This window comes from Cyanobium sp. Lug-B, from assembly GCF_024345635.1.
Lineage (GTDB): Bacteria > Cyanobacteriota > Cyanobacteriia > PCC-6307 > Cyanobiaceae > Cyanobium > Cyanobium minutissimum.
The window spans coordinates 82,679-93,673 of sequence record NZ_JAGQBM010000003.1; the positions used below are offsets into that span (position 1 = coordinate 82,679).

The window sequence follows — 10,995 nt, forward strand, 5'->3', positions numbered from 1 at the left end:
CGTGCGGCCTCAGACCTCGCAGGGCAGCTCCACCACCGGGCAGGGGGGTTGGGACACGGCACAGGGGGCGGCCTGGACCTGGCCCGGCAGGCAGTCGGCGGCCCTGGCCGGGGCAGCCACGGCAACGGCGGCGGTGAAGCCCGCCATCAGCAGCAGGAGGGAACGCATGGCGTGTGCACGGATGATCCGATGCTAGTGGCGACGACCCCGTCAGACACCGGCGTGGCCGGCACGCTCGAGGACCCCCTTGCTGCTGGGCACGGCCCCACCACGGCGGGGATCGATCTCCACCGCCTGGTCGAGGGCGCGGGCGAACGCCTTGAATCCGGCTTCGACGATGTGGTGGGAGTTCACCCCCGCCAGCTGGCGGATGTGCAGGGTGAGGCCGGCGTTGTTGGCCACCGCCACGAAGAACTCCCGCACCAGTTCGGTGTCGTAGGTGCCGATGCGCTGGGCCGGGATGGCCAGGTCGTAGCTGAGGTGGGGCCGTCCTGAGCAGTCGAGGGCCACCTGCACCAGGGCTTCATCGAGGGGGGCCAGGAAGTGGCCGAAGCGGCGGATGCCCCGCCGGTCGGCCAGGGCCTGGGCCAGGGCCTGGCCCAGGGCGATCCCCACGTCCTCGTTGGTGTGGTGGTCGTCGATGTGGGTGTCACCCCGGGCGGTGATCTCCAGGTCCAGCAGGCCATGGCTGGCGATCTGGTGGAGCATGTGGTCGAGGAAGGGGACGCCGGTGGCCACCTGGGCGCGGCCGGTGCCATCGAGATCGAGGGCCACGTGCACGTCGGTCTCACCGGTGACGCGATGGACCTCGCCGGTGCGTGCAGGGCCGGTGCGCGAAGAACTGATGGACACGCGGGCGAAGGCGACGGGCCGGACCTGAATCATGCCAAAGCCCCCGGGGCCGCGCTCCGGAGGTCCGGTGCGCCCATGGCAATCGGGGGACCCACGGTGTGCAGCGCTACGGCGCCGGGCCGCCAGGGGTGGTGGGGTGAGTGCCATGCATGACCGTCCGGGTGCCGTCCTCGATCAGCTGCGCGCCGGGCACCAGCGCTTTCTCGACGGCCATGTGCTCCACCCCCACAGCGATCGCCTGCGGATGCTGGAGGTGGAAGCGGGCCAGACGCCGGTGGCGGCGGTCCTGGGCTGCGCCGATTCGCGGGTGCCGGTGGAGCTGCTGTTCGACACGGGCTTCGGCGATCTGTTCGTGGTGCGCAATGCCGGCACGATGAGCACCGTGGCCGCGATCGCCTCGCTCGAGTACGCCGTGAGCCACCTGGAGGTGCCGGTGATCGTGGTGCTCGGCCACGCCGCGTGCGGTGCGGTGGCGGCCGCCTTCGACCGGGAGCTCAACCTGACCCCGAGCCTGGCCCAGGTGGTGGGCCAGCTGCGCATGGAACTGTTCAGCCTCGGCGGAGAACACAACCTGGAGGAGGCTTGCCGCCGTCACACCCTCAACGCCGCCCGCAACCTCGTCGATTCCAGCGTGATGCTCACCGACAGACTTCGCTCGGGCCGGCTGCAGGTGGAGGCGGCGTACTACAACCTGCACACCACCAGCATTGAATGGATGGGAACCCTGATGCCGATGCCTCAGGGCTGAGCCGGCAGGGCCGCCAGGATCCGTTCCACCCGGCTTTCCCAGGTCTGGGCTGCGGCGAAGGCCACCCGCGCACGGAACTTCTCCGGGCTGTCAGAAGCCAGCTCCTCATCGATGGCCGCAACGAAGCGATCGGGGTCGGCCGCGACCCGAACGAAGTCGCTCGCCAGCTCCAGGCCTTCCACCGCCGTGGAGACGACGGGCTTGCCGGCAGCGATGTACTGAAACAGCTTCAGGGGGCTCATGGATCGGGAGAACGGAGTATCCAGATGGGGTATCAGGCAAAGATTCATCGTCCTGAGTTCTGCCGGAACCAATGCATTCGGCACGCTGCCCTTCCATTCCACGTTGTCGAAGTCGAGCAGCCCTGAGTCGGAAAGCCGTCGGTTCAGTTCCGGGCCCACCAGCAGGAGCCGGTAGCCGGGTCGCTCACTGGCCAGTTTTCTGAGCAATTCGACATCCGTGCGATCCCAGAAGGTGCCCACATAACCGAGGACGGGACGATCCCCCGGCATCCGGAAGTCGGTGGATGCGGCGAGAAAGGAGGAGTCCACCGCCTGATCAATCCTAATACAGGGCGCCTGGGGAGAAAACTTGTCCTGGTTGGCCCTGGAGGTGACCACAATCAGATCGGCGAATGATCCCAGTCGAGGATATTGGTCCACTGCGAAGGGATAGTACCAATCGTTCTTGTCAACGAGGGTGAAGTCATCCACGATCTGCACGATTCGCCTGGCCGCGGGCACCTGTGCCACGAGCTCATCCACAATGGGATGGGCAGGAAACAACCAGAGCAGCGTGTTCCGGCGGGTGAAACCGTTCTGCTTCAAGAATTGGCCCAGCCGCAACCGCTCCAGCTGCAGCTTCAGCATGGAACCCAGGCTGCGGATCCGGAACGTGCCTGATGTTTGCGGTCTCCAGTACAGCCGCATCACCTCCAGCTTGTCGGAAACCTTCAGCCTCGAGTTGCCCAGCGATTCTCCCTTGGAAGACGGCAGGACCACAAGGACCCGCTTGACAGGCTCCTGCCGGCTCAGCGTCAGGGCAATCTGTTCGTAGGTTCTACCGAAGACTCCCCAGTCGTCACCGAACCAGAAGAGAACGATGTGGGATGGCGTGCCCTGAACAACGGAAGGCATCGGCAACGCCAGAGGCAGGCTGTCGCTGAAAGCATACCTTCCACGATTCGGAGAAGCCAACGAGAGAAGTCCATCTCTCAGGAACCGGGCCCAGGTCCGACGAAGTCCCTCGGCCATCGGCGTGAACCCTCGGAATGCCAGAAGTTGAGCAGGGATCGCTTTCGTCCGTCGTTTGCCATCTTCTAAAGGGCATAAGTCCGCCCTAAGATCATTCCTTCGGACGGAGATTCAGCATCCTCTTCATCATGCCCCGCTGGCCCGCGTGGAGGTCGCCTCAGCCGGCAGCTGAAGTGAGAAGCAACCTGGCGAATGGGTCGGGGCTCACGCCGGAGAGATGGAGGAAAAGGAGCCGAACACCCCCAGGATGTGCCAGGCGAGCCCCAGGGCATTGACGCCCCAGAGCAGGAGTTCGAGCCGGAGCAGACGGCGCAGCCAGGGGCGGCGGCGCAGATCGAAGGGACGCCGCACCCGATCGGAGGCCGCACGACCCAACCGGAGCAGACCGATGAGCTGCAGCACCCGCAGCAGGGTGTAGCCGAAGCCCACCCACACCACCAGACCCTCGCCCATCAGAGGTTCGGCGATCAACATGGTGATCACCTGGGCCAGGACCAGCAGCAGATAGGGCACCAGACAACGGCGCACCACCCCATCCCGCTGCGCCATGATGAGCACCATCAGGGGCAGAAGCAGGCCCAGGCTGATGAGCACTGGATAGCGCACCAAGACCATCGACAGAACCAACGAATCCAGCCTGTTCAGCAGAGTCCGGGCAGTGTCGTTATGGCCACCGCCCGTGTCTGGAGGGGGCCTCTCTAATTGCACTTTCGCCGGGAGAATCACGAGACCAGGTTCCGCCTTGTCCTGTAGCAGCAGAAGGCTCGAGACCCTAACGTTCCCGGACTCAATCGGAGGTTTGGCAGGCATCTGCAGCAATGGATTGCCAGGACTAATGCCAATGGGGGAATAGCACTCGGTGGGGGAGCTCAGGGTCCTGCCGGGGGGAATCAGAATGGCCTCAGCATCACAGAGGTACTTGTTGATCTGGAAGTCAAGCAGCTTGGCCGCTTGACCCTTGGCACGGATCCAGGCCTGGACATCCTTCAGGGAGACAGACCGGCGAACCATGGGATCGGCAGCGGCACACTGCAGCACCTTATCCGCTTCGCTCAATGACGCCTGCTTGGGCCTGGGACTTGCCCCAAGCTCGGGCAAGCTGGGACTCAAGATGGAGGTCTTGTCAGAAGTCGATTCTGACAGCGGAATGGAAGGGGATAGGAACTCACCACAGTTCACCACCTGGAGGTAAATGTTCTTGAAGGAGCCCTCTGCCCCTCGCCCTGCCTCGGCCTCAGGCGGTTGAGGCTGGATCTGTAGCGGAAAACTGGTCAATGGGTTTGCGTTGGACGCAAGGCTTTTCAGTCCATCGCGGAGGGAGAGCATCCCGGTGGAAGGGTTGACAGAGAAATATCTCTGCAAGCTTGCATCTTGTGTTGTCGACAACGTGTAGCTGACCGCGTCCTGCATGGGGATAAGCCGTGCTCCATTGCGGAGACTGACCACGGAATAGGCGAGCTCCGTCTGGCCGGCGCCAATCCCCGAAAGCTCAGACTGAACAGCCCCACCAAAGCCGATGCCCAGAAGCATCAGACAGACCAGCAAAAAGATCCGCAGGATAAATCTTGCAGTGTTGAGCTCACGGACGAGCCAGGCTATCGTTCGCTGGAGCCAGAGCCATAGGGTGCTGAGTTTCATGTTTGGGGTTTCGCAGGGGCACTGGGTGAATCCGCCGGAACATTGAGTGGAATCTCATACACCGAAGGAAATACCTGGGCCCCAATTCTTTCCCGTTGCCGTGTAGTCATCAGCGAGGGGCAGTACAAGGAGGCCGGCTCCTTGAACACCGTGTCCTCAAACCCGTCTCGGGGCAGGGCAAACTTGTCGAAGAACCAACGCACCCCATGCTTTCTCCAGTCACGCTCGGCCTGACAGAAACCGACCCCTAAGAAGTCCTTGTACGGGCTAGCAATACCGCCCACCACCCGGATAAGATCTTCATCCGCAAGATTTGAGCGCTTCGAGTAGGATGGAATGATTACCTTTACTCGTAGAATCTTGTAGTCGTTCGGCGAAGAGATCTGGGGCACCAGCACCAGGCGCTGGGCCTTGATTTCCTCATCCGGTCGGATTTCATTGGCATCGAATAAGGAGCCGAATCCGATCACGTCCCAGATATCCTTTCCACTCTGGTACCAGGAGGCAGACGTCCCAGCCAGCGCCAACTCAGCCGACCCGAGCGACATCTGGTGATTGACATCTGAAATCACCTTCTGCTCACAGCCCTTCTTGACCGCATCCACCTCGGCTTGGGAGGGATGATTCTCCGCCTTCTGAGCAGCCGATGACCGTCCACCATCCTTTCCTGGATAGCAGGAACTGCCCTTGCCGAACAGCGGCGGGAGTGTGGTGGCATAGGCCACCCAAAATGTCTTTCGGATAGTGAGTATCTTTCGGCTGGAATTCCTGGCCGAGGCGCGCAACAGCACGGGCTGGGCGGTCCCAGGCCCAGGGGCTTTCGTGTCGTTCACCGGCTCGGGCCTTAGGCGCTTGATTTCCAGATCCAGGGAGATGTTGACCGGAGCAACGGCTGGGGTGAGCACCTCCTTAAAGATGAACGTCCAGGCTCCCCAGAGGAAGCCCATGAGGGCGATGATCGCCGTGAGGGACTTGCTCCATTGATCGTCCTTAGCGTTCAGAAACTGAAGAAAGCGCCGGCGCATACCGAGTGTCCCGAAAGGGCATACAGGCTTGATGAAGTTCAGACGCCTTGGGGACGATCCGACCCACCCACGTCAATCCCTGTTTTCTTAGCCTGCGCCTTGGCTCAGCAAGAAAGGTACCGCAGATCTGCATCAAATGCTCTGCACTTGCAGCCCTATGAGTGATCCCAACAGCGCGCCAACGACCAAAGTGTGAAGAGTTATTGCCGATGGGATTGACAGCGCCTCTCTTTGCCTTTTCGCCAGTATTCATTGGTTATCAGAAGCCTTCCTTCGGGAAGTCGCTCCTCATCCTCTTGGACCCAATCTCCCCATTCTTAATCATGAATACCCAGCACATACGCTGCAGAAATGCATCGGCTCTTTCCTTCCACGCACGGCTGTGTCCCGCCTTTATTCTTGCGTCCTTTCTGATAGTGATCGGCACATCAGCGCCGGCCTTCGCGCAGCGCTGCAGCACCCAGAACGGCCAGACGATCTGCTGCGACAACAGCGGTAACTGTTACAGCCGATGAGCCACCGGCCGGCGCTCACATCCCCGTGATGCAGTACCCGGCATCCACGTAGATCACCTGGCCGGTGATGCCGCTGGCCAGGGGGCTGGCCAGGAAGGCGGCGGTGGCGCCCACCTCGTCCTGGGTGACGGTGCGGCGCAGGGGGGCCTTCTCCTCGACGTTGTGAATCATGTCCAGGATGCCGCCGATCGCCGAGCTGGCCAGGGTGCGGATCGGGCCGGCGCTGATGGCGTTCACCCGCACCTGCTGCTCGGGGCCCAGCTCCGCCGCCAGGTAGCGCACCGAGGCCTCCAGGGCCGCCTTGGCCACCCCCATCACGTTGTAGTTGGGGATCGCCCGCTCGGCGCCCAGGTAGCTCAGGGTGATGACGCTGGCCCCCGGGCTGAACAGGGGCTTGGCATGGCGGCAGAGGGGCGCCAGGGAATAGGCGCTCACCTCCAGCGCCCGGGCGAATCCCTCCGGGCTGATGGCGCTGAAATCCCCCACCAGCTCGTCCTTGCCGGCGAAGGCCAGGCAGTGGATCAGCACATCCAGCGTTCCCCACTGCGCGGCGATGCGCTGGAACAGGGCCTCGATCTGGGCCGGGTTCTGCACGTCGAGGGGCTCGAACAGGGTGGGGTTCAGGGGGGCGGTGAGTTCGCGCACCTTGCCTTCGAAACGACCCCGGTCGTCCGGCAGGTAGGTGATGCCCAGTTCGCAGCCCGCCGCCGCCAGCTGCTGGGCGATGCCCCAGGCGATCGAGCGGTTGTTGGCGATGCCGGTGACGAGAGCCTTCTTGCCGCGCAGATCAAGGAGCATGGGAACCGGAGCGCCGGAGGGCGAAGGAATGCAGTCCGGCGATTCTCCCCCACCCGCGGGGGCCCCCTGCCTGCCCTCGCCCGGGTCCGACGGCGGCCGGCACGGGAGCTGATGGGCCTGATTCCCCAGCGCTGGCCAGAGCGGACGGGCCCGGCCCCGGACCCACCGCCCTGGCCCCCCGTTGGGCCCGAGGGGCCTCCCCTGCTGGTGCTGATCGATCGCCGCGACCCGGACGTCCGGGCGCTGCGGCCCCCCTTGGGGGATCTGCTGGATCCAGGGGAACGGCAACGGCTGGGCCGGCTCCGGGGCGAGGGGGATGGCGAGCGCTTCCTGCTCGGTCGCGGCGCCCTGCGGCTGTTCCTGGGGAGCTGGCTGGGGTGCGACCCCGCCGGACTCGTGCTGGGGAGTGGTCCCCATGGCAAGCCGGAGCTGCTCACCGCGCCGCCGGCCGCCCCCCGGTTCAACGTCTCCCATTCGGGTGACCTGATCCTTCTCGGCTTTCACCCCCGGCGGCCGGTGGGGGTGGATGTGGAGCAGCGGCGACCGGTGCCGGAGTGGGAGGGCATCGCCCGCCGCTGCCTGCCGCCGGGGGAGCGGGAGGCGATCGGCCGCCTGCCGGAGCCGCGGCGTGAGCAGGCCTTCCTGGCCGCCTGGTGCCGGCTGGAGGCCCAGCTCAAGGCCAGGGGCCAGGGTCTGTTCGGCCCGCCTCCCGCCCCGGGGGAACCGGCGCCGGTGGTCTGGCCCCTGGTGCTGCCGGAGGGGTACGTGGGCGCCGCGGCCCTGGCCTGAGCCGCTCGGGCCGTGGCCGTCACCAGCCCCCGTGGTCCGTCGCCCCGGGCTCCTCGAGGTCCTCGGGGGTGAGGGGCAGCCCCAGCAGCTGCTTTTCGGCCCTCCGGATCGCCCGGGGATCGCTGAGCAGATCGGGCTCCTCCAGCAGGGGCAGGACCGGCGGCCGGTGCTCGGCCGCCGTCCGCGGCGGCGGCTCCCAGAGGAAGGTGCTGCCCGGGGCCCGCTGGCGGCAGAGCGCCTCCATCTGGCGGCGCAGGGCCAGACGCACCCTGCCCCGCTCCAGGACCTGGAAGAACTCCTCCCGGGGGGCCAGCCCGAAGCTGGTGGGCCGGGGGCCGTTGCCGTCCCGCAGCCGGGCCGCATCGGGGAGCCAGCGCGGCCGGCAGACCCCGGGGCGGGCGGTGTCCGTCTCGATCCAGATGTGCAGACCCTCGCCGCCCGGCCGGCTCACCACGGCGAGCCCATCGTTGGGCTGGTGTCGCGGCAGGGGATACACCCGGCCGCTGGGGCGCTGATCGGCGGGCACACAGCCGGCGAGCAGGGCCGCCAGAAGCGGCAGGGCCAGCAGGCGCGAGGCCGGCGGGAGGGTCGCCCACGGGCGGCGGGCCAGCGGGCTCGACGGCGGCACGGCGGGAACGGCTCGGTGGCGGCGATGATCCTGACCCGCTCTCCCCCATCCGCTCTGCAGCAAGGGCGGCAGCACAGCCATGGTCCTGACGAGCTCCACCATGCTGCCCCTCGGCACACCCCTGCCGCTGGCCGCCATGCGGGCCGCTCTGCGGCCGGTCACGGGCGGTCCGCTCGCGGCCGCCGCCCTGGCCGGGAGCCCGGTGCTGGTGCTGTTCCTCTGCCCCCACTGCCCGTTCGTGAAGCACGTGGAGACGGAGCTCACCCGGCTGCAGGGCGACCTGGAGGGGCGGGTGAGCCTGATCGGCGTCTGCAGCAACAGCACCGCCAGCCACCCCCAGGACGGGCCGGCGGGGATGGCGGCCCAGGCCGCGGCCTGCGGCTGGACCTTCCCCTACCTGCAGGACCCTGACCAGAGCGTGGCCCGCGCCTTCCGGGCCGCCTGCACCCCGGACGTCTTCCTCTTCGATGGGGCCCACCGCCTCGCCTACCGGGGCCAGCTGGATGGCAGCCGGCCCGGCGGCGAGCCCTGCGACGGCCGGGATCTGCGGGCGGCCGTGACCGCCCTGCTGGAGGGACGGCCGGTGCCGGAACCGCAGCGGCCGGCGATCGGCTGCAACATCAAGTGGCAGGCGGGTGCCGAGCCCCCCTGGTTCAGCGGCTGACGCTTCCAGGGGGCCGGCGGCGGCGGTCGGATCCGCAGGCTTAATGTTGCCGCCATGCATGTGCCCCCCTTCAGTCTCAGCGAGCAACTGCAGCAGCTGGGAGACGCCCTCGATCAGGCCGTCCTGGAGGTCCTGCGCAGTGGCCAGTACATCGGGGGGAGCACCATCAGCGGCTTTGAGGCCGCCTTCGCCGAGGCCTGCGGGGTCCCCCACGCCATCGGCTGCAACAGCGGCACCGATGCCCTGGTCCTGGCCCTGCGGGCCCTGGGGATCGGCCCCGGTGACGAGGTGATCACCAGCTCCTTCAGCTTCTTCGCCACCGCCGAAGCGATCAGCGCCGTGGGGGCCACCCCGGTGTTCGTGGACGTGGACCCGGACACCTACCTGATCGATCCGGAGGGGGTCGAGGCCGCGATCACCCCCGCCACCCGGGCCCTGATGCCGGTGCACCTGTTCGGCCGCCCGGTGGACATGGAGCGGATCATGGCCATCGCCACCGCCCATGGCCTGCGGGTGATCGAGGACTGCGCCCAGGCCAGCGGCGCCAGCTGGGCCGGGCGGCCGGTGGGCGGCTGGGGCGACGCCGGCTGCTTCAGCTTCTTTCCCACCAAGAACCTGGGCGCGGCGGGCGACGGCGGCATGGTGGTCTGCGGTGACGCGCAGCTGGCCCAGCGGATCCGGGAGCTGGCCGTGCACGGCATGCCCCGCCGCTACCTGCACACCGATCTGGGCTACAACAGCCGCCTCGACGCCATGCAGGCCGCCGTCCTGATGGTGAAGCTGCCCCACCTGGCCGGCTGGGTGGAGCGGCGTCGGGCCATCGCCGAGCGCTACCAGCGGGAACTGGCGGGCCTGCCGGGGCTGGTGCCCGCGGCGCCCGGGCCGGAGGGCCACAGCTGGAACCAGTTCGTGGTGCGGGTGCCCCGCTGCCCGGCCGCCACGAGCGCCTGCGGGGGGCGCTGCACCCCGGCCGCCGACAGCGCCAGCTACGGGCTGCCCGAAGCCTGCTGCCGCGACTGGCTCAAGCAGCAGCTCCAGGAGGCGGGCGTGACGACGATCATCTACTACCCGATCCCCATCCACCGGCAGCCCGCCTACGCCGCCCTCGGCTACGGGCCCGGCAGTTTGCCGATCACCGAACGGCTCTGCGCCGAAGTGCTGAGCCTGCCGATCTTCCCGGAACTGAGCGCCGAGCAGCAGGACAGCGTTATCGCCGCTGTGCGCAGCCTGGTGGGGGCCGAAGCGGTCGTCGCCTGAGACAGCCCCCGCCTAGCCCCGGGGCAGGGCGGCGTGGAGCGCCTTGAAGCGGGCCTGCTGGACCTTGTGGCTGACGATCGGCTCGGGGTAATCCCGGCGCTCCAGCGGTCCGATCGCGCCGCTGATCAGGTCGGCGGTGGCCACATGGGCCAGCTCCGGCAACCAGCGGCGGATGTAGGTGGCCTCAGGATCGAACTTTGACGCCTGGGTGGCGGGATTGAAGATGCGCAGGGGCCGGGGATCCATGCCGCTGCTGGCGCTCCACTGCCAGCCGCCGTTGTTGGCCGCCAGGTCGCCGTCCACTAGCCGCTGCATGAACACCTGCTCGCCTTGGCGCCAGTCGCAGATCAGATCCTTCACCAGGAAGGAGGCCACGATCATGCGGCAGCGGTTGTGCATCCAGCCGCTGGTGTTCAGCTGCCGCATCGCCGCGTCCACGATCGGGAAGCCGGTACACCCCTCGCGCCAGGCCCGCAGCCGCTCGGGATCGTTCTCCCATGGGAAGACCTTCCACTGGGGCCGGTAGGGCCCCTCGGCCAGTTCCGGGAAATGGAACAGGGCCTGCTGGTAGAACTCGCGCCAGGCCAGCTCCTGCTCCCAGACGCCGATGGAGGTGAGGGCCTCGGCGCTGCGGGCGAGGGCCCGGGCGCCCCGGGCGGCGGCCCAGGCCTGGCGGGGGCTGAGGGTGCCGACGCTGAGGGCGGCGGACAGCGCGGAGGTGCCGGCCTCACCCGGCAGGTTGCGGCCCGGCTCGGAGGCGGCCAGGGGACCGCCGTTGACGCCGCCCTCGGCGAAGGCCTGCAGCTGCGCCATGGCGGCCGCCTCCCC

The 10,995-nt window shown here is 67.3% G+C and carries 12 protein-coding genes; 4 read left to right on the forward strand and 8 right to left on the reverse strand.

Annotation, left to right across the window (positions count from 1 at the left end; all coding sequences use genetic code 11):
• Positions 1-9 precede the first annotated feature (9 nt).
• Both KBY81_RS01410 and hisB read right to left on the reverse strand, forming a co-directional pair.
• Positions 10-168 carry a hypothetical protein gene (locus KBY81_RS01410; RefSeq protein WP_254975353.1) on the reverse strand — a complete coding sequence of 53 codons (159 nt, stop codon included), beginning with the start codon at positions 166-168 and terminating at the stop codon, positions 10-12.
• A 42-nt stretch (positions 169-210) separates the two neighbouring features.
• Positions 211-885 (reverse strand): imidazoleglycerol-phosphate dehydratase HisB, encoded by a 675-nt coding sequence (hisB, locus tag KBY81_RS01415; RefSeq protein WP_219904201.1) that lies wholly within the window; start codon positions 883-885, stop codon positions 211-213.
• Between the two features lie 112 nt (positions 886-997).
• Between hisB and KBY81_RS01420 the strand changes: the two genes are divergently transcribed.
• Positions 998-1,600 (forward strand): carbonic anhydrase, encoded by a 603-nt coding sequence (locus KBY81_RS01420; protein ID WP_254975355.1) that lies wholly within the window; start codon positions 998-1,000, stop codon positions 1,598-1,600.
• Here the strand turns inward: KBY81_RS01420 and KBY81_RS01425 are convergent.
• From KBY81_RS01425 to fabI, 4 genes are all read right to left on the reverse strand, one after another.
• Positions 1,591-2,736 carry a glycosyltransferase gene (locus KBY81_RS01425; RefSeq protein WP_254975357.1) on the reverse strand — a complete coding sequence of 382 codons (1,146 nt, stop codon included), beginning with the start codon at positions 2,734-2,736 and terminating at the stop codon, positions 1,591-1,593. The genes KBY81_RS01420 and KBY81_RS01425 overlap by 10 nt on opposite strands.
• A 321-nt stretch (positions 2,737-3,057) precedes the next feature.
• Positions 3,058-4,491, reverse strand: a complete 1,434-nt coding sequence (locus tag KBY81_RS01430; protein ID WP_254975358.1) for a hypothetical protein — start codon at positions 4,489-4,491, stop codon at positions 3,058-3,060.
• Positions 4,488-5,516 (reverse strand): hypothetical protein, encoded by a 1,029-nt coding sequence (locus tag KBY81_RS01435; RefSeq protein WP_254975359.1) that lies wholly within the window; start codon positions 5,514-5,516, stop codon positions 4,488-4,490. The genes KBY81_RS01430 and KBY81_RS01435 overlap by 4 nt, the downstream gene beginning before the upstream one ends.
• Positions 5,517-6,046: 530 nt before the next feature.
• Entirely contained in the window at positions 6,047-6,829 is a 783-nt protein-coding gene (gene fabI / locus KBY81_RS01440; protein ID WP_106221023.1) for an enoyl-ACP reductase FabI, read from the reverse strand.
• A gap of 111 nt (positions 6,830-6,940) precedes the next feature.
• Here fabI and KBY81_RS01445 point away from each other — a divergent pair, with 111 nt between their 5' ends.
• On the forward strand, positions 6,941-7,618 hold the full coding sequence (locus KBY81_RS01445) for a 4'-phosphopantetheinyl transferase superfamily protein (protein WP_106221025.1): 678 nt from the start codon (positions 6,941-6,943) through the stop codon (positions 7,616-7,618).
• 19 nt (positions 7,619-7,637) lie between these two features.
• Here the strand turns inward: KBY81_RS01445 and KBY81_RS01450 are convergent, their stop codons facing one another.
• Positions 7,638-8,246 carry a hypothetical protein gene (locus tag KBY81_RS01450; protein ID WP_254975361.1) on the reverse strand — a complete coding sequence of 203 codons (609 nt, stop codon included), beginning with the start codon at positions 8,244-8,246 and terminating at the stop codon, positions 7,638-7,640.
• A 79-nt stretch (positions 8,247-8,325) separates the two neighbouring features.
• On the opposite strand from KBY81_RS01450, the gene KBY81_RS01455 reads away from it, so the two are divergent.
• Both KBY81_RS01455 and KBY81_RS01460 read left to right on the forward strand, forming a co-directional pair.
• Positions 8,326-8,910, forward strand: a complete 585-nt coding sequence (locus KBY81_RS01455) for a thioredoxin family protein (RefSeq protein ID WP_106221027.1) — start codon at positions 8,326-8,328, stop codon at positions 8,908-8,910.
• A gap of 54 nt (positions 8,911-8,964) precedes the next feature.
• Positions 8,965-10,167 (forward strand): DegT/DnrJ/EryC1/StrS aminotransferase family protein, encoded by a 1,203-nt coding sequence (locus KBY81_RS01460; protein ID WP_254975362.1) that lies wholly within the window; start codon positions 8,965-8,967, stop codon positions 10,165-10,167.
• A 12-nt stretch (positions 10,168-10,179) separates the two neighbouring features.
• Here KBY81_RS01460 and KBY81_RS01465 read toward each other — a convergent pair.
• Positions 10,180-10,995 (reverse strand): FAD-binding domain-containing protein (locus KBY81_RS01465; protein ID WP_315858458.1); only part of this gene is annotated, 816 nt, incomplete at its 5' end.

Coding starts and splice junctions, on each gene's coding strand:
- KBY81_RS01410 (WP_254975353.1), bottom strand. CDS start 168: ATGCGTTCCCTCCTGCTGCTGATGGCGGGCTTCACCGCCGCCGTTGCC.
- hisB (WP_219904201.1), bottom strand. CDS start 885: ATGATTCAGGTCCGGCCCGTCGCCTTCGCCCGCGTGTCCATCAGTTCT.
- KBY81_RS01420 (WP_254975355.1), top strand. CDS start 998: ATGCATGACCGTCCGGGTGCCGTCCTCGATCAGCTGCGCGCCGGGCAC.
- KBY81_RS01425 (WP_254975357.1), bottom strand. CDS start 2,736: ATGCCTTCCGTTGTTCAGGGCACGCCATCCCACATCGTTCTCTTCTGG.
- KBY81_RS01430 (WP_254975358.1), bottom strand. CDS start 4,491: ATGAAACTCAGCACCCTATGGCTCTGGCTCCAGCGAACGATAGCCTGG.
- KBY81_RS01435 (WP_254975359.1), bottom strand. CDS start 5,516: ATGCGCCGGCGCTTTCTTCAGTTTCTGAACGCTAAGGACGATCAATGG.
- fabI (WP_106221023.1), bottom strand. CDS start 6,829: ATGCTCCTTGATCTGCGCGGCAAGAAGGCTCTCGTCACCGGCATCGCC.
- KBY81_RS01445 (WP_106221025.1), top strand. CDS start 6,941: ATGGGCCTGATTCCCCAGCGCTGGCCAGAGCGGACGGGCCCGGCCCCG.
- KBY81_RS01455 (WP_106221027.1), top strand. CDS start 8,326: ATGGTCCTGACGAGCTCCACCATGCTGCCCCTCGGCACACCCCTGCCG.
- KBY81_RS01460 (WP_254975362.1), top strand. CDS start 8,965: ATGCATGTGCCCCCCTTCAGTCTCAGCGAGCAACTGCAGCAGCTGGGA.